This is a genomic window from Bradyrhizobium sp. USDA 4486, from assembly GCF_054057995.1.
This window is the reverse complement of record NZ_JBSRZV010000001.1, coordinates 2,579,892-2,596,678: the sequence shown is the minus strand read 5'-3', so window position 1 is coordinate 2,596,678 and position 16,787 is coordinate 2,579,892. Positions and strand designations below refer to the sequence as shown.

Sequence of the window (16,787 nt, the reverse complement as noted above, 5' to 3'; positions counted from 1 at the left end):
ACAATTGTGCCCAGCCGGATTGCGGCGCGGCGCTCAACTGTCGGCCAGCGCCTTGGCGATGGCCGTCTTGACCCGGGTGTCCGCCGGCTCGACCGCGGATGAAAATACCTCGGCAATATAGCCGTCGCGGCCGATCAGGTATTTGTGGAAGTTCCAGCGCGGAACTTCCCGGGGACGCGCCTCGGCCGCCCATTTGTAGAACGGGTGCGCTTTCGCCCCGACCACGACGGACTTGGCGGTGATCGGGAAGGTCACGCCATATTGTTGATGCGCGGTCTCGGTGATCTCGCTTCTGCCGCCGGGCTCCTGACCGCCGAAGTCGTTGGAGGGCACGCCGATCACGGTCAGTCCGCGCGCGCGAAATTCGCTCCAGAGCTCCTGCAGGCCCGCGTATTGCGGGGTATAGCCGCACAGCGAGGCGGTGTTGACCACCAGCAGCGGTTTGCCGGTGAAAGCCGCAAGACGGATGTCGTCGCCTGACAGAGCGGGGAAGGAAAAGGCGTAGGCCGAGATCCGGTTCATGCTGACCTCGGCGAGCGCGCGGCCTGTCGGCGCGAGCATACCTGCCATTGCCGCGAACAGCATGGTCCTGCGGTTCATCATGACGGCGTCCCCCGAAATGATCAGGACGACATGTTACTCCGCCGGCGTTGTTCGCCCGCTCAACACCGCGTTATCGGTCGTGGCGATGCGCGGGCTAATAAAGGCGAACGATGAAGTCGGTGCCTTCGCCGGTCTCGCCCTGATTGATGCCCTGGTCGGAGACGATGATTGAGCCGCCCGATGTCAGCATCTCGTTGATCTTCGCCATGGTGTCGGCGGGGATCGTGATGCGGTCGAGCGCTTCTGCCGGGCTGTCGGGCGTAACGACCGGCTTGGCGGCGACGGGAATCACGGCGGCGCCACCCTTGCGGCGCGACATGCGTCCATCCTCCTCGCGCGCGGCGGCGCGGATTGAGACCGGCAGCGACACCACCGACCAATGCAGCGCATTGGCATCGGTCTTGTCGACCTCGGCAGTGAAGACATGGGTGCCGAGCGGCCGGTCGCTGGCGGCGATCGTGATCGGCACCTCGAACAGCGGCGCAAAGTTCTGCCGCGCGTAGAGCTTGGAGTCCTTGCGGCTTATGAAAACCGCGATCTGGCCGGCACGCTTGGGTGCTTCCGGCTTTGCCGCGGGCGCAGGGTCAGCGACCCGGATCTCGTCCTTCTTGGCGTCCGGCGCGGGCGCCATTGCCGCCGCGTCAGGCTTCTTGGCTGTGTCGGCCTCTTTAGCCTTGGTCGGCTCGGACTTTGCGGCTTCCTCCGACTGCGGCTTGGCGGTGTCGGGCGCCTCGGCCATCTTCGTCTCGGATTGGGCAGCCGCTTCGATCCAGTCGGCCGGCGCGGTGGCCTCTTCGCGGGCCGATGCATTGCCGGTCGTCACGTCGGACATCACGGTGTGACCGACCGACGAGCGCAGCTCGAGTACGCCATCGGCGCTCGCGGTCTTTGTCTCGACAGGCTTCGCTTCAGCGGCCTTGACGTCGACCGCGCCCTTGTCGGCCTTGTCGCCGACATTGGTCTGCGGCTCGAGGCTGGCGGCGGGCTGTGGCGGTACGCGCACGGAGGCGAGCAGCGGATGCGAGAAGCTTTGCGGCGACATCTGGCCGGGGGCGACGATGACGCGCGCGCCCATCTTGGTCCAGTTCCACATCTTCACCGCAAATGCCATCGGCATGCGGATGCAGCCATGCGAGGCCGGATAGCCCGGCAGCACGCCGGCGTGCATGGCAACGCCCGACCAGGTGATCCGCTGCATGTACGGCATCGGCGCGCCGCTATAGATGTTGGAGTGGTGGAATTTGTGCTTCTGGATGACGCTGAACACACCCATCGGCGTCGAATGGCCCTTCATGCCCGTCGACACCGGCGATTCCGCGAACACGCCGTTGCTGTCGTAGATCGTCACCTTCTGCCGATCGATCGAGACGACGATGACGAGCGGCCCCTGCGGCTTTGTGCCGGCTTCCTTCTCTGCGACGGCTTCTTTTTTCTTGCTGGAGACGCCCTGCTTTGGCGGCTTCCGGCGCGGGATTTCGGGGGGGCGCTCCTGCCGGGCGTAGTAGGATCCGTCGGAATAATCCGTCCAATAATAAAAAGCTGCGTCCGCCTGGCTGGTCGTGCCGATCGCACCGGCCGCCGTGAAAATGGCGACCTGCCACAGCCGTGCCGGCTTGATGGAGAAACCGGACCCGCTCACGCTGTTCATCCTCGAATCCACAATCCTACTCAGACGTTAGTCTCGCAGAGGGGTCATGCGTTCACCAGCGCGGCGGTTCCCCGGTCCGCTAATTTTGTCCAAGACGTAGCAAAAAAGCCTCACGGAGCGGTAAACGGCAGCCGGGCTTGGCGGCCCGTCGTCTTCCTGTCCGGCTGGTAGCTCCCTACATTGCGGGGACTTGTTACCGGAGAACTTCATGTCATCTCGTTTCCCCGGTCTTTCCGGCATCCGCTTGAAGGGCCTCGCTTTATTCCTCCTGGCTCTGGCTGTTCCGGCGGCTTCCGCATCCGCCGCCGAAGAGCCCGATCTGATCTTCCGCCGCTCCACCGTGTTCAAATGGATGAGCCCGAACGACAAGCTCGCGACCTATGGCCTGGACGACCCCGAAGTCGAGGGCGTGGCCTGTCACTTTACCGTGCCCGAGAAGGGCGGCTTCAAGGGTTGGCTGGGCCTTGCCGAGGAGGTCTCGGACATCTCGCTGGCCTGCCGCCAGGTCGGCCCGATCAAGTTCAAGAACAAGATGGAGCAGGGCGACGACATGTTCCGCCAGCGCCGCTCGCTGTTCTTCAAGAAAATGCAGATCGTGCGCGGCTGCGACGCCAAGCGCAACGTCCTGGTCTACATGGTCTATTCGGACAAGCTGATCGAGGGCTCGCCGAAGAACTCGACCTCGACCGTGCCGATCATGCCGTGGGGACCGGCAGACGCCAGCGTCCAGAAATGCGGCGAGTTCTTCACTCACTAACGCGTTTGCGTTGGCGCAGTCGTGTTCACCCGGTGACGGTGGCGCGGCTGGGCTGCGGTCGCACGAGATGCGAGCCGGTCAGCCGCACGAATGCTTGTGGCGCGGCGTCATAGCCGCGACCTGACTGTAGCGACATCGCGCCGGCTGAGGCGACGCGGTTTCGCATGGATTGCTGCTCGGCGCGGTTCGTCTCCGCGTCGCGCGCCGTTGCGCGATCTTGCGCCATCATGATGGCCATCCCTCACGTGGTTGCGCCCGGTGTGCCGGGCGTCCTGGTTTCGATGGCTTGGGTCGGCTGCCGATGCGTCTCGCGTTCGATTTGGCCCAGCCTTCGTTCAGGCTCCTCTTCAGCAGAAAAACGTAAAATGCATGTGAAGTGCGGAAGGCGTGGCCGTGACGCCGTGCTGTGCGCGGCATCCGTGCCGGCGCGGATGGCGCCTGTGAAGCGGCTTTGAGCGGCCGGACGAGCCATCTGAAAAGATTGAGATTTTCCGCCGAATGTTTCGTCGCTCCGGCCGCGACGAAACAATTCTCACAAAGACGAAACCATTTTCCGCTTTTGGCGCATCACGCGCGAAACGACGCATGGTTATCAGCCTCACAACGACGACGGCGGCACCGCCGGCCACGGAATGGGACACACGATCATGCGCGCGCTCAGCCTCATCCTTGCTTTCGGTTTCGTGCTCGCGGGTTCCTCGTTTGCGGGCGCGCCGGACGGCAATCTCCCCGGCATCGGAACTTTCCAGTACAGCGGCTCGCCCGCCACAGCGGCGCCGCAGCCGATTGTGGTTGCAGCGCGCCTCTGATCGCCTTCAAGAAAATCAGCCGATAAAGGCCATCATGGTTGCTCGTTTCAGCCTCGCCGCATTCCTAGCTGTTCTGACGATCACCGCCGCTCAGGCGCAAGTGCGCGCTCCCTCGAGGCTACCGGATCCCCGCAGCGAATTCGTGCGCCAGTGCGCGCCACGCATGCTCGGCCGATGGGAGCACCCGGAGGAGGTCTGCGGCTGCCTGCACGACCACGCCGCCGCCGCCGTCGAGGACCGCGACCTGCGCGAGGCGCTGCTGCGCGGCATCAGCGAGACCGGCGTGCCGACGATCGAGACCGATTGGGTGCCGCCCTCCAAGCAGAGCGAGATCGGCCCGACCTTCACCAAGATCGCCAAGCCGACCCTTCAATGCATGTTCGATCCGGCGAAATCCTGATCTGCTATTTCGATTTTGGACCGTAACGCGGCACGCAGGCGGCGGTCCGCGCCACGCCCTTGTCGGTCATCTTCGAGCCCCGCACTTCCTTCACCTGCCCGGCGGGGCAGGTTCCGTCGTCCACCTGCACGCGCTGACCCAGCTTGAGATCGGTGATGTCCTGCTCGCGTCCGACGGTGACGGCATGCGCCGTCGACACGAGCGCGGCGGAGATCAGGAGCGAGAGGCAGGCTGCACGGCGCAGAAGCATGATGAGAGGTCCCGGCATCGATGCCGCAATGTAGGGAGGGGCCGGCGATTCTGATAGTGAACCTTCGTCACGCCCGCCGGGCCGATTTGCTTCTGGCGCGCAAGGCCGCGCACGATTCCCGCGCCAGCCGCCGGGCAGAGGCCACAAGCTCAGGAACCGCGTGCCCCGAAAATCCCAGCACGAAACCGGGCAGGGGACGCGCGCGCGAATAGGTGTCGGCGAGCAGCCAGCCTTCTGCGCCGGCGGCCCGCTTGGCCTCTGCCGGGACCGAAACATCGATCGCCGGATCGAACCGGGCGACCAAGTGCAGCCCTTGCGAGGGCACCGGCACCGACAGCGCACCCTCGGATGCGGCTTCCAGTGTCTCGGCCAGCGCGTCGCGCGCTTCGCGATAGAGTTTTCGGACCCGCTTCAGGTTCACGGCGAAGGCGCCGGAATTGAGCATGTCGGCCACAGCGCCTTCCATCAGCGTGCCCGGAAAACGGTCGAGCGCGGCGCGCGCGGCGGTGACGTCGGAGATCAGGCGCTCGGGCAGGGCGCAATAGCCGATGCGCAGGCCCGGAAAGAGCGTCTTGGCGAAGGTGCCCATGTAGATCACGCGCTGGAGGTGGTCGATGCCCGCCAGTGACATCAGCGGCGCGCCGTCATAGCGGAACTCGCTGTCGTAATCGTCCTCCAGCACGAAGGCGCCGGCTTGCCTCGCCCAGTCCAGCAGCTCCAGCCGCCGCGGCATCGACATCTGCACGCCCAGCGGAAACTGGTGCGACGGCGTGACATAGGCTGCGCGCGCGGACGGCGCCGCAATCCGCCCCTTCGCGACACGCATCCCGTGCTCGTCGACGGCAATAGGCACGGCGCGATAGCCGCAATGCGCGATGGTTTTCCGCGCGGCGGGGTAGCCGGGATCCTCGCACCAGACCTGATCGCCAGACTTCAGGATCGCGCTCAGCACGATGCGCAGCGCGTGCAGCGTGCCTGACGTGAGCATGATCTGATCGGGATCGCAGCGCAGCCCTCGCGCCGAAAGCAGATGATCGGAGATCGCCGCGCGCAGCTCGCGGCTGCCGCGGGGATCGCCATAGTGCAGATGTTCGGACCCGAAGGCACGCATGCGCCGGCCGACGAAGGCGCGAAAACGCTGCACCGCGCGCTCGTCGATATGCGTGCAGCCGAGCGAGAACGCGCCTTGCCGGGGCGCCTCGACCACGATCTTGGGCCTCTTCGGCTCGGTCGCGCGCGCGGGAATGCGCGCCGCAACGAACGTGCCGGAGCCGACAGTCGCCTCGGCAAAGCCGTCGGCGATCAGACGCTCATAGGCGGTGACGACGGCGTTGCGGCGGAAGCCGGTTTGCTTCGCCAGCGTGCGCGATGGCGGCAGCGGCTCGCCCGGCTTCACAAGACCCGAGACGATCATCTCGCACAGCGCCTGATACAGCCGGTGTGCGGCGGAGGCACCTGCCGTGATGTGCGCCCCGGTGAGATCGAGCGGCAGCTCAGCCTTGGCGGGCGGCAGAGAATTGGTTGAAATTTTTCGCATGGAATTGGCACTATCGCAGACCAAATCCGCCGCTACAACTCTCCTGGAACAGTTGCAATCCTGACAGGAGCGGCCGTGAGCCAGACCGAAAGCCAAAATTCCTATCCGACGTCGGCGCGCAACCAGGTGAAGCGCCGTCACGACCGCGGCTTCTACGATCACGAGACGGTTCATCGCATTCTGGATTCCTCGATGCTCTGCCACGTCTCCTACGTCATCGACGGTCAGCCCTATTGCACGCCGACCTTCTTTTGGCGCGAGGGTACGAAGCTTTATTGGCACGGCTCGAGCGCCAGCCGTATGCTGCGCAACCAGACCAAAGGCGAGCGCGTCTGCCTGACGGTCGCCCATCTCGACAGCCTCGTGCTGGCGCGCTGTGGCTTCAACCATTCCGCCGACTATCGCGCGGTGATGGCGTTCGGCTCGGCCTATCTCGTCACCGACGCGGAAGAGAAGGAACGTGCGGTGGTCGCCATGGTCGACCGCTTCTTCCCGGATCGCACCGCCACCTTGCGGGCCAGCACCACGCAGGAGATCAAGGCGACCTCCTTCATCGCCATGGAGATCGAGGAAGCCTCGGCCAAAATCCGCGCCAAGGGCGTCGCCGATGACGACGAGGACTATGCGCTGCCGATCTACGCCGAGCGTATTCCGGTCCGCACCGTGCTCGGCGCGCCGGAACCGTGCCCGCGGCTCCTCGAGGGCGTCACGCGCCCTGCGACACTCAATGGCTATTCGGAAGGCCGCTTGCTCGAAGATGCATTGCGGGATGCTTATTTTGTGGAGTACCCGAACGGCTGAAATCGGTTAGCTTCGCGCTCCCAAAGGATCATTGAAATGCCTGGAGTTGCCTGATGAATGCCGAAACGCAGCAAAGGATTCTCGACGCCGTCGATGCAGGCTTCGAAGCCCAGCTTGCGACCACTCGCGATTTCGTCGCGATCCCTTCGACCCGCGGCGCGGAGGGGCCGTGCCAGGACATGATCGGCGACCTCCTGCGCGCGCGCGGCTACGAGGTCGATGACTGGCACATCAATGTCGACGATCTCAAGGATCTGCGCGGCTTCGGCCCGATCGAGCACGATTTTTCCAAGGCGCGCACCGTGGTCGGCACCTACCGCCCCACGACCGAGGCCGGCAAATCGCTGATCCTCCAGGGGCACTGCGACGTGGTGCCGGCGGGTCCCCTGGAATTGTGGGACACCCCGCCGTTCTCGCCTGTCATCAAGGACGGCAAGATGTTCGGCCGCGGCGCCTGCGACATGAAATCCGGCACCATCGGCGCGCTCTATGCGCTGGATGCCATCAAGGCCGCCGGCCTCAAGCCGACGGCGCGGATCCACTTCCAGTCGGTGATCGAGGAAGAGAGCACCGGCGTCGGCGCGCTCTCGACATTGCAGCGCGGCTACCGCGCCGATGCCTGCTTCATCCCGGAGCCGACCGGCGGCAAGATGGTGCGCTCGCAGGTCGGCGTGATCTGGTTTCGCCTGCGGGTGAAGGGGCATCCGACGCATGTCGCTTTTGCCGGGTCAGGCTCCAACGCGATCATGGCGGCCTATCACCTGATCCAGGCACTGCAGAAGCTCGAGATCGAGTGGAATGAGCGCGCCAAGGCCGATCGGCACTTCAAGACGCTCAACCATCCCATCAACTTCAACCCCGGCATCATCAAGGGCGGCGACTGGGCCTCGAGTGTGCCCGCTTGGTGCGACGTCGATTGCCGCATTGCGGTTCTGCCGGGTTGGTCGGTGGCCGATCACCAGAAGGAGATCATGGCCTGCGTCGCTGCCGCCGCGCGCACCCACCGCTTCCTCGCCAATAATCCGCCGGAGATCGAATGGTCCGGCTTTCTGTCGGAAGGCTATGAACTGACCGACGCCGCCGCGCCGGAGGCCGCGTTCGGCAAGGCCTTCAACAAGGTCTATGGCGGTGACGTGGAAGACCTCGTCTTCACCGCGCTCACCGACACCCGCTTCTACGGCCTCAACTACGGCATTCCCAGCCTCTGCTTCGGCGCCAGCGGAGGCGAGATGCACGGCTTCAACGAATTCGTCGATCTGGAGTCGCTGAAGAAGGCGACCAAGGCGATGGCGCTGTTCATCGCGGAATGGTGCGGGGTGGAGAAGGCATAGCGGCAAGCCGCCGGCACAGGTGTCCTACGGCGGGCAAAGGCGCAGTTGCGCCGTGCCCACCAGCTTTCGCCGACCTTCGCTCTGCGAGCTACGGCGGATAAGTCGCTTGCCTACCTACGGCACCTTCGTCGGAGCACCCGCTGCCCGAAACACGGGCTTCGCCAAATCCTTTAAGCTTAAAAGAAAGACTAGGAGACCGGCCGCAGCGGTGGCAGACTGCAGCCTGTTCGCTGAATGAGCCGTCGGGAGCAACGATGCGCGATTGGGATGATGCTTACGCCAATTCGGCCCATATCCCGGGCTCGGAAAAATTGCCGGCGCAATGGGCGGAGCGGGCGGCGGCCTACCGCTCGGGACTGAAGCATTTTCGCCCTGACATCGCTTACGGCTCCGGCGAGCGCCAGCGGCTCGACCTGATCCTGCCTGACGGCGACAGCAAGGGTCTCGTCGTGTTCGTCCATGGCGGCTACTGGATGCGCTTCGACAAATCGACCTGGACGGACCTGGCTGAAGGCGCACGGCACCACGGCTGGACGGTCTGCCTGCCGAGCTACACGCTGACGCCGTCCGCACGCATCTCCGACATTACCGCGGAGATCACCGCTGCGATTACGCAAGCGGCTGCGCTCGCCGCCGGGCCGATCCGGCTCGCCGGCCATTCCGCGGGCGGCCATCTCGTCACTCGCATGCTGTGCGACGACAGCCGGCTCGAGGACGCCATCTACAACCGTATCGCCGGCACGCTCTCGATCAGCGGCCTGCACGATCTGCGTCCGCTGCTGAAGACGAAGATGAACGACACGCTGCGCATGACCATGGAGGAGGCGAGCCTCGAAAGCGCCGCGCTGCATCTGCCGCGCGGACATTCGCCCGTGACTGCCTGGGTCGGCGGCAGCGAGCGGCCGGAATTCATCCGCCAATCCGATCTAATGGCCAATATCTGGACCGGATTCGACGTGTCGACCCGCCTCGTCGTCGATCCCGGGCTGAACCATTTCACCGTGATCGACGGGCTCAAGGATCCGTCGTCGCCGATCACCGCGCGCCTGATCGGCCTCGACTGAGCCAGGGCAGGGATGATCGATCGGGAGGGACTGTCATGACGTCCAGCGATTACGATCCCACCAACGAAGGCGCCGAGACCGATTTCGCCCGGCGCATGTCCTATGGCGACTATCTGGCGCTGGACAAGATCCTCGGTGCGCAGCATCCGCTGTCAGAGGCACATGACGAGATGCTGTTCATCATCCAGCATCAGACCACCGAGCTGTGGATGCGGCTTGCCATCCACGAGCTCAGCGCCGCGCGTCGCGCCATAGCCAAAGACGAGGTGCAGCCCGCGATGAAGATGCTGGCGCGGATGTCGCGCATCTTCGAACAGCTCAACAACGCCTGGGACGTGCTGCGCACGATGACGCCGAGCGAATATACGCGCTTTCGCTCCCAGCTCGGCCAGTCCTCGGGCTTTCAGTCGCGGCAGTACCGATTGATCGAATATCTGCTCGGCAACCGCAACCACGCCATGCTCAAGCCGCACGCGCACGACGCCGAGACGACGAAACTCCTGGAGGCGGAGCTCGCAACGCCCAGTCTCTATGACGAGGTGCTGCGGCTCGCCGACCGTAACGGGCTGAAGATGCCGCCGGCCGTGCTGGCCCGCGACGTCCGCGAGACCCACAGCTTCAACGAGGGCGTGCTGCAGGCTTGGCGTATCGTTTACCAGGCGCCGGAGACGCACTGGATGCTTTACGAGCTCGCGGAGAAGCTGGTCGACTTCGAGGATTATTTCCGGCGTTGGCGCTTCAATCATGTCACGACGGTCGAGCGCGTCATCGGCTTCAAGCGCGGCACCGGCGGTACCGGCGGCGTCAGCTATCTCAAGCGCATGCTGGAGGTCGAGCTGTTCCCCGAGCTCTGGCGCGTGCGCACCATTCTCTAGAGATGTCCATGACCAAGCTTCGCGTCTACGACGACACCAGGGCCCTGTTTCACCTGCCTGACGGTGTGATCTATCTCGACGGCAACTCGCTCGGGGCGCTGCCGTGGGGCGTCGCTGAGCGCGTCAATCGTGTCATCACGGACGAGTGGGGCAATGAGCTGATCCGCGCCTGGAACACGGCGGGCTGGTATGCCCAGCCGCGCCATGTCGGCGATCGCATCGCGCGGCTGATCGGCGCGGAGGCAGGGTCGGTGATGGTCGGCGACACGCTGTCGCTGAAGGTCTATCAGGCGCTCGCCGCCGCGCTCGACATGAACGCATCGCGCAAGGTCGTGCTTTCAGACACCGGCAATTTCCCGACCGATCTCTACATGGCCGAGGGCCTGATCGCTACGCTCGGGCGCGGCCACCAGTTGCGCCTGGTCGCGCCGGAGGAGATCGAAGCCGCGCTGTCGGAGGACATCGCGGTGCTCTACATCACCGACGTCGATTACCGCACCGGCCGCCGCCATGACATGGCGAAGCTGACGGCAAAGGCGCATGCTCTCGGTATCGTCACGGTGTGGGACCTCGCGCATTCGGCCGGCGCGCTGCCGGTCGATCTCGCCGGCTCGGGTGCCGATTTCGCCGCTGGGTGCACCTACAAATACATCAACGCCGGCCCGGGTGCACCGGCCTTCCTTTATGTCGCGCCGCGCCATGCCGATGACGCACGCGCTGCGCTATCGGGTTGGATGGGGCACGCAAAACCCTTCGCGTTCGAGCTTGGTTATGCGGCCGCCAGCGGCGTCGAGCGCATGCGCGTCGGCACGCCGCCAGTGCTGGCCATGGCGGCGCTGGAAGCTTCGCTCGACATTTGGGATCGCGTCGATATTGCCGAGGTCCGCGCGCGCTCGCTAGCGCTCGGCGATCTCCTGATTGCGGAGGTGGAGCGCCGCTGCCCGTCTCTGAAGCTGGTGACGCCGCGTTCGCACGCGCACCGCGGCTCACAAGTCTCGTTCGCTTTCGACAGCGGCTACGCCGCCATGCAGGCCCTCATCGCGCGCGGCGTGATCGGAGACTTCCGCGCGCCTGATATCATGCGGTTCGGGATTACGCCGCTGTATATCGGAGAGGATGAAATCGTCCGCGCAGCCGAGATCATCGAGGAGGTGATCACAGGCGAGGTGTGGCGGCGGCCGGAGTACCAGGTCGTCAACGCGGTGACGTAAGAAGGGCCTCGTGACCCGGACGCAGCGCAGCGCCTCTCAGCGGTTGCTGCAGAGCCGGGGCCCATGCTGCCGCGGAGACAAAGGCCGATACCCGCGGCATCTCGTGCCGCACCTGGGGACGGCGTAGCCGGAGACACCGACGATGCGGTCCTGCTCGCCGAGCAGGTACAGCGTTTCGACCGTCTCTTCGGTCAGGCAGACGATGCGGCGGGGCAGGAATGGCGCATGGGACGAGCGTATGCGCAAATGCGCGCTCCGATGTCACGGCAGCCATTATCTCTGACGTCATTGCTTTGCCGCGCGAAGCCATTCACCCTGAGACAACAAGACATTGGGAGGACTTTTGATGACGCCGCTCGAGAAACTCAAAGCGATGAAGATGCCGTTCGCCGAGCTCAAGGGCGTCGAATTCGTCGAGGCCGATAGGGATCGCGTGGTGGCGCGGATGATGGTCCGGCCCGATCTCTGCACGCTTCATCACACCATCCACGGCGGTGCGGTGATGGCGCTGGCCGACTCCGTCGGCGCGGCGGCGACCGTGATCAATTTGCCCGAGGACGCCAAGGGCACGACCACGCTGGAGAGCAAGACCAACTTCATCGGCGGCGCCAAGGAAGGCACCAGCGTTATCGCCACCGCGATCCCCGTGCACCGGGGTCGGCGAACCCAGGTCTGGACCACTCGGGTGGAGACCGAAGACGGCAAACTGGTCGCAATCGTAACCCAGACCCAACTGGTCCTGTAGGGATTACGGGACCTTGATTTTGTTAACGAATTAGGCGTTCCGGTGCCTCTAAGTTGGGCAGGTTCCTGTCTTGAAAAGCGTGTTGCGACGCACAATATTGGAGGCCTAGGGATTCGAACGCCTCCTCGAGGGACACCAAGAGGAGTTTTGACGTGGTACTTGAAGACACCGCCCGCACGACCTCCGTTCCGGGCTATGTGCGGACCCTGAGCCAGCAGGAAGAATTGCCGCTTCTGCGCGATCACCTGCTCAGGCTCGATGCCGCAAGCCGGCACGACCGCTTCAACGGTTTTCTCGACGACAGCTTCATCGAGCGCTATGCCGCCCGCTGCGCCGAGGACGGAACCGTGATCGTCGCCTACATCGTCGATGGCGTGGTGCGTGGCGCGGCCGAGCTGCATCCGCCGGAAGGTGATTCGCTGCCCGAAGTGGCCTTCAGCGTGGAGGCATCACTACGCCGCCAGAACGTCGGCACCATCCTGTTCAGCCGCCTGATCGCTGAGGCGCGCTGGAAGGGATTCAAGCGCCTGCGCATCACCACCGGCGCCGAGAATCACGCGATGCGGGCGCTCGCCCGTAAGTTCGGCGCGCATCTGCAATTCCGCCATGGCGAATCGACCGGCACGATCGATCTCACCAAGACGACTGAAGACGAGCTCGCCGATCTTGCCGCCGCGCCGTTCAAGGCCGGGCGCGCACTTCTCAGCTTCAACTCGACCTGCTGGAAGATCATCTCCAGCATGTACGGCAATCGCGCCGCCTGAGTTCAAAAGCGGATTGGAATCAGAAAGCGGACCGGCAAAACCGGCCCGCTTTTTGTTTGGAGCTGTGAAGTGAGCGTCAGGTGCCCGTGCGCTTGTCGTTGCCGAAACGGCGGACGACGCGGCGTTCGACCACGACGGAGCGCTGCGCACCCTGTTCACCGGCGATCACGCGAGTGGCGGTGATGCGGCTGTTGGTGCGAGCCTGCTTCTTCACTTCGGCCTGAACGACGTCGAGCGGCATGCCCATCAGCGCGGCAGCGATCTCGGCCTGCTGCTCCTGGTCGTCGGTGATGCCGACGGCGGCGAAGATCGCCTCGTCCAGGGTGGGCGGATCGTGGCGCACGCGCCGCGTGCCATATTTGGTATTCCAGTCTGCGCTCATAACGGCCTCATTTTGATGCCGGGATACCTAGTGCCACCGATGTTGCATTGCAATATGGAATCGGTGTGACATCACAGCTATGCGCCCGTCGGGTGTCAGGGCGGTGACGCGGCACCGGCGTCGACCCCGACACGCTGCTGTGGCCAGCGTTTCAGCGCTGCGTGCCCGGCCTCGGTCAGCCCGTAGATTCCCCGGTCGGCACGTTCGAACCAGCCATACACATTGTTAAGCAAGATCTTGCCGGCATCGGGACAGCGCTCGCGCAATTCGCGCACGCGCCGCGGACCATCGGCGAGCGCTGACGCGCAGGCCAGCGCCTGCTGGCGATACGCCGTCATGATCGGCGCGCGCGTGCTGCCGCCGAGCACGGGATCGCCCTGGCGGCGCTGATGCTCGGCGACGAGGCGCGAGCGCACCTTCGGCTCGCGGCGCAGCGCCGCGGTCGGCGGCTTCACCAGCACCTCGACCTGACCGCGCTCGGTGACCCCGAGCATGCCGAAGCCGAGCCGGCGGCAGAGATTGCGATAACGCGAATCGCTCTCGCGTCCCTTGCCGCGGGCCGACATCTTTGCCGCGATCCAGACCTCGTCACCTGCAGGCGCGCGATCGACCGCCTGCAGGATCAGCTCGAGATTGAAGGCGAGCTTGAGCTCGCCGATCACGACGACCGGCGGGTCGCCGGCGCTGAGGCCGACGAGATCGCAGCCGCCGATCTCCCCCTTCACGGTGAAGCCGAGCTCTTCGAGGAAGCGTTTTACGGGAAGATAGAGCGCGGTTTCCACTGGACGTCCGATCGGAGAATCAGTTGTGGGCAGTCTAGCCCGGATCGGACTCGGACTCCGTGTGATTTGATCGGGAACACATGGTGCGATTATGCTGCGGACGGGGACAGGTGGGGCGGCTTGCGACATGACGATCAGGAACGGGCTCTATCACATCCGGATCAAGTTTCTCGATAGCGTCCAAGGCGGCAATCAGGGCGTCATGGTGCTGCGCGACGGCACCATGCGCGGCGGCGATTCATTCTTCTTCGCGTATGGCAGCTACACCTCGGCGAATGGCAAGTGGAAAGGCGAGCTGACCAACGAGGAGCATTCGCCCTCGTTCGACGAGCGTCCGGTCTGGGGACGCAAGGTCGTGACGATCGGTTTCAGCGGCACCTATACCGACGAGACCGCCTATGGCGAGGGCATCGCGCTCGCCGGCAAGCAGAGCATCCGCTTCAAGGGTGATCTGCGGCTCCTGGTGCCGGATTGATCAGACCCGACCGCCAACCGGGATCAGCGCACCCGTGACGCCGCTCGCGGCGTCGCTGGCGAGGAACAGGATCACCTCGGCGAGTTCCTGCGGCGTCACCCATTTCGAAAAGTCCGCTTTGGGCATGTCGGCGCGGTTCGCCTGGGTGTCGATGATCGAGGGCAGCACGGCGTTCACAGTGACCTTGCCTTTCCACTCGTTCGCCAGCGCCTCGGTCAGGCGATGCACGCCGGCCTTCGACGCGGCGTAGGGGCCCATGCCGGAGCCTGCCTGAAGCGCGCCCATCGCGCCGATGTTGACGATGCGGCCGGCTTTCGAGGCGGCAAGATGCGGCAGTGCGGCCTGTGAGGCGTTGAGCGCCGTCAGTACGTTGAGCGCGTGCATGCGCTGCCAGGTCTTGATGTCGCCATCGCCGACCGTCTCGAACGCGAAGCCGCCGGCGATGTTGATGAGCGCGTCGAGCCGGCCGAAATGCTTCGCAGCGGCCTCGATCGCCGCCTTCGCCTGTGCCGCATCCGACAGATCGACGCCGCCGATCTCGATGCGCTCAGGCGTTGCCGGAAATTGCGAGGGCGCATAGTCGATACCGGCAATGCGCGCACCGCGCGACTGCGCGATCTCGGCGACCACCTTGCCGAGCGCGCCGAGCGCACCGGTCACGACAATGACTTTTCCCTGCACGATACTCTCCGTTGTCTCACTTTGCGCCGACTATTGCTCCGCTCGAATTGGAGTTGCAATGGCGGCGGTTTCCAAACTGGGCTAAAGATGCAACTTTAGATCGTAGAGGAGGTTGTTCCATGCCTGACAATTTTCCTAGCCTCGAATTTCCCGCTTCGATCGTTGATCTCGAACTTCCGCTGGATAATTTCTGAACCGCGCTGGCCGGAACGGGGCCTGTACGCATCGTGGCGATGGGATCGTCCTCGACGGCCGGACTCGACAATGTCGTTGCCTATCCCGCACGGCTCGAACTGTATTTGAGAAGACATTTCAAGGACCACGATCAGCGTCCGAACATCCGGATAGACGTATTCAACCGGGGCAGGGGCGGCGAAGAAGCGAACCTGGAAGTAGTTCGGTTCAACGACGACATCTTTGCTGACAAGCCATCTCTGGTGCTTTGGCAAGTTGGAACCAACGCCGTTTTCCGCCAGAAGGAGTTCAACTTCGATGAGGTGATCGGCAAGCTCGCGGAGGGATTGAAACTCCTGCACGAGCATCCGACCATCGATGTCGTGCTGATCGATCCGCAATACACGACGGCCATGCTGTACGACGACAACGCCGAGCTGGCCGAAAAGATGGTTGCGGCGATCCGAACCGCTGCGCAGGAGGCCAAGGTCAATCTCTTCCAGCGCTGGGCGCTGATGCGGCACTGGCACGTCTGCAACAAGGCGTCGTTCGAGCAGCTCGTTGCCCCGGACGATGATCTGCGGCTGCACCAGAGCGACTGGAGTACAATGCACGTCGCCCGTGCCCTTCGTTCGGCGATCCTCAAGGCCACCGGAGCCACGCAGAAATGCGGGTGCTTGATTACGACTGCAGATACCGCGCCCGCAGCGCCTCCCGCTCCGGTGGGCCAATCCTGAGCCCATCGCGCAAATAGGTTTCGAGATCGCCATACTCCTTGCCGACGGCTTCGAAAGCCGCGGCAAGGTATGACGCCTCGACGCTGCCGATGGCATTGCGCACGTCCTCGGGCAGGTCGGTGGCAGCCAGCGCATCGCGCTTGTAGTGCTGATTGGTCAGCAAATAATCCTCGACAATGATGTCGTCTGGCACGCCCAGAGCATGCAGGATCAGCGCGCTGGCAAAGCCGGTGCGATCCTTGCCGGCGGTGCAATGGATCACGAGCGGCGCGCAGTCTTCCAGCAGATGGCCGAACAGCGTGCGGAAGCTGTGTGTGTTGTGGCGGACATAGTTGCGGTAGGAGTCGCGCATGATCTCGCTCGCCACCGGCGCGGTCAGTCTGCCCGCGACGAACTCGGCGCGGAGCGCGGCGACCACCGTGGGCTCGATCGGCAGCGAATGCACAGCGATCTCCTCCACCACACAGATGCCGGCCGCGCGCTCCTCGACACCGCGAAAGTCGAACGCGCTGCGCACGCCGAGCGCGCGGACGATCTCGACGTCGGCGGCCGTGAGCTGGCCGAGATGGTTGGAGCGGAAAATGTGCCGCCAGCGCGTGGTGCGGCCGTCGGTGGTCGGATAGCCGCCGAGATCGCGGAAATTGCTCGCGCCCTGCAAGGCGAGGTGACGGGCAGGGGAGTCCTTCAAGGAAGAGTCTTGCATCAGATCAGCTTGGGTTATGGTTCCACCGGGCGCACGGCTGGCGTCCTTGAAGTCTATC

General features: G+C 64.4%; 21 protein-coding genes. 12 read left to right on the top strand and 9 right to left on the bottom strand.

What is annotated here, in order from left to right; translation table 11 throughout:
- Positions 1-33 precede the first annotated feature (33 nt).
- On the bottom strand, positions 34-603 hold the full coding sequence (locus ACVWY3_RS12830; RefSeq protein WP_456838768.1) for a glutathione peroxidase: 570 nt from the start codon (positions 601-603) through the stop codon (positions 34-36).
- Between the two features lie 94 nt (positions 604-697).
- Positions 698-2,251 (bottom strand): L,D-transpeptidase, encoded by a 1,554-nt coding sequence (locus ACVWY3_RS12825; protein WP_456838767.1) that lies wholly within the window; start codon positions 2,249-2,251, stop codon positions 698-700.
- Between the two features lie 208 nt (positions 2,252-2,459).
- Between ACVWY3_RS12825 and ACVWY3_RS12820 the strand changes: the two genes are divergently transcribed.
- Positions 2,460-3,008 (top strand): CreA family protein, encoded by a 549-nt coding sequence (locus tag ACVWY3_RS12820; protein ID WP_456838766.1) that lies wholly within the window; start codon positions 2,460-2,462, stop codon positions 3,006-3,008.
- 25 nt (positions 3,009-3,033) lie between these two features.
- Here ACVWY3_RS12820 and ACVWY3_RS12815 read toward each other — a convergent pair whose 3' ends face one another.
- Positions 3,034-3,237 (bottom strand): hypothetical protein, encoded by a 204-nt coding sequence (locus tag ACVWY3_RS12815; protein ID WP_456838765.1) that lies wholly within the window; start codon positions 3,235-3,237, stop codon positions 3,034-3,036.
- A gap of 418 nt (positions 3,238-3,655) precedes the next feature.
- On the opposite strand from ACVWY3_RS12815, the gene ACVWY3_RS12810 reads away from it, so the two are divergent.
- Both ACVWY3_RS12810 and ACVWY3_RS12805 read left to right on the top strand, forming a co-directional pair.
- Complete coding sequence (locus ACVWY3_RS12810) at positions 3,656-3,817, top strand: hypothetical protein (protein ID WP_456838764.1); 162 nt, start codon at positions 3,656-3,658, stop codon at positions 3,815-3,817.
- Between the two features lie 34 nt (positions 3,818-3,851).
- Positions 3,852-4,217, top strand: a complete 366-nt coding sequence (locus ACVWY3_RS12805; RefSeq protein ID WP_456843352.1) for a hypothetical protein — start codon at positions 3,852-3,854, stop codon at positions 4,215-4,217.
- Between the two features lie 4 nt (positions 4,218-4,221).
- On the opposite strand, the gene ACVWY3_RS12800 is transcribed toward ACVWY3_RS12805, so the two are convergent.
- Complete coding sequence (locus ACVWY3_RS12800; protein WP_456838763.1) at positions 4,222-4,467, bottom strand: DUF6719 family protein; 246 nt, start codon at positions 4,465-4,467, stop codon at positions 4,222-4,224.
- A gap of 67 nt (positions 4,468-4,534) precedes the next feature.
- Positions 4,535-6,004 (bottom strand): MocR-like pyridoxine biosynthesis transcription factor PdxR, encoded by a 1,470-nt coding sequence (gene pdxR / locus ACVWY3_RS12795; protein WP_456838762.1) that lies wholly within the window; start codon positions 6,002-6,004, stop codon positions 4,535-4,537.
- 75 nt (positions 6,005-6,079) lie between these two features.
- On the opposite strand from pdxR, the gene ACVWY3_RS12790 reads away from it, so the two are divergent.
- From ACVWY3_RS12790 to ACVWY3_RS12760, 7 genes are all read left to right on the top strand, one after another.
- On the top strand, positions 6,080-6,805 hold the full coding sequence (locus ACVWY3_RS12790) for a pyridoxamine 5'-phosphate oxidase family protein (RefSeq protein WP_456838761.1): 726 nt from the start codon (positions 6,080-6,082) through the stop codon (positions 6,803-6,805).
- A 53-nt stretch (positions 6,806-6,858) separates the two neighbouring features.
- A complete protein-coding gene (locus ACVWY3_RS12785; RefSeq protein WP_456838760.1) occupies positions 6,859-8,136 on the top strand; it encodes an ArgE/DapE family deacylase in 1,278 nt (425 codons plus the stop codon).
- A gap of 254 nt (positions 8,137-8,390) precedes the next feature.
- Positions 8,391-9,200: an alpha/beta hydrolase gene (locus tag ACVWY3_RS12780; protein ID WP_456838759.1), complete on the top strand. Its 810-nt coding sequence runs from the start codon at positions 8,391-8,393 to the stop codon at positions 9,198-9,200.
- Between the two features lie 35 nt (positions 9,201-9,235).
- Positions 9,236-10,075 (top strand): tryptophan 2,3-dioxygenase, encoded by an 840-nt coding sequence (gene kynA / locus ACVWY3_RS12775; protein ID WP_456838758.1) that lies wholly within the window; start codon positions 9,236-9,238, stop codon positions 10,073-10,075.
- Positions 10,076-10,083: 8 nt separating this feature from the next.
- Positions 10,084-11,286, top strand: a complete 1,203-nt coding sequence (kynU, locus tag ACVWY3_RS12770) for a kynureninase (protein ID WP_456838757.1) — start codon at positions 10,084-10,086, stop codon at positions 11,284-11,286.
- A 346-nt stretch (positions 11,287-11,632) separates the two neighbouring features.
- Positions 11,633-12,031, top strand: coding sequence for a PaaI family thioesterase (locus tag ACVWY3_RS12765; protein WP_456838756.1), 399 nt, complete (start codon positions 11,633-11,635; stop codon positions 12,029-12,031).
- Positions 12,032-12,183: 152 nt separating this feature from the next.
- Positions 12,184-12,795, top strand: a complete 612-nt coding sequence (locus tag ACVWY3_RS12760) for an N-acetyltransferase family protein (protein ID WP_456838755.1) — start codon at positions 12,184-12,186, stop codon at positions 12,793-12,795.
- Positions 12,796-12,871: 76 nt separating this feature from the next.
- On the opposite strand, the gene ACVWY3_RS12755 is transcribed toward ACVWY3_RS12760, so the two are convergent.
- The gene (locus ACVWY3_RS12755; RefSeq protein WP_015686575.1) at positions 12,872-13,177 is read right to left on the bottom strand and encodes a hypothetical protein; all 306 of its coding nucleotides are present in this window, start codon (positions 13,175-13,177) and stop codon (positions 12,872-12,874) included.
- Positions 13,178-13,272: 95 nt separating this feature from the next.
- Positions 13,273-13,959, bottom strand: a complete 687-nt coding sequence (locus tag ACVWY3_RS12750) for a DUF2161 domain-containing phosphodiesterase (RefSeq protein WP_456838754.1) — start codon at positions 13,957-13,959, stop codon at positions 13,273-13,275.
- Positions 13,960-14,086: 127 nt separating this feature from the next.
- Between ACVWY3_RS12750 and ACVWY3_RS12745 the strand changes: the two genes are divergently transcribed.
- Positions 14,087-14,434, top strand: a complete 348-nt coding sequence (locus ACVWY3_RS12745) for a hypothetical protein (RefSeq protein WP_456838753.1) — start codon at positions 14,087-14,089, stop codon at positions 14,432-14,434.
- Here the strand turns inward: ACVWY3_RS12745 and ACVWY3_RS12740 are convergent, their stop codons facing one another.
- A complete protein-coding gene (locus ACVWY3_RS12740; RefSeq protein ID WP_456838752.1) occupies positions 14,435-15,115 on the bottom strand; it encodes an SDR family oxidoreductase in 681 nt (226 codons plus the stop codon).
- A gap of 200 nt (positions 15,116-15,315) precedes the next feature.
- On the opposite strand from ACVWY3_RS12740, the gene ACVWY3_RS12735 reads away from it, so the two are divergent.
- Complete coding sequence (locus ACVWY3_RS12735) at positions 15,316-16,026, top strand: SGNH/GDSL hydrolase family protein (RefSeq protein WP_456843351.1); 711 nt, start codon at positions 15,316-15,318, stop codon at positions 16,024-16,026.
- On the opposite strand, the gene ACVWY3_RS12730 is transcribed toward ACVWY3_RS12735, so the two are convergent.
- On the bottom strand, positions 15,971-16,714 hold the full coding sequence (locus tag ACVWY3_RS12730) for a tyrosine-protein phosphatase (RefSeq protein WP_456843350.1): 744 nt from the start codon (positions 16,712-16,714) through the stop codon (positions 15,971-15,973). The two genes, ACVWY3_RS12735 and ACVWY3_RS12730, sit on opposite strands and share 56 nt — an antisense overlap.
- Between the last annotated feature and the right edge of the window lie 73 nt (positions 16,715-16,787).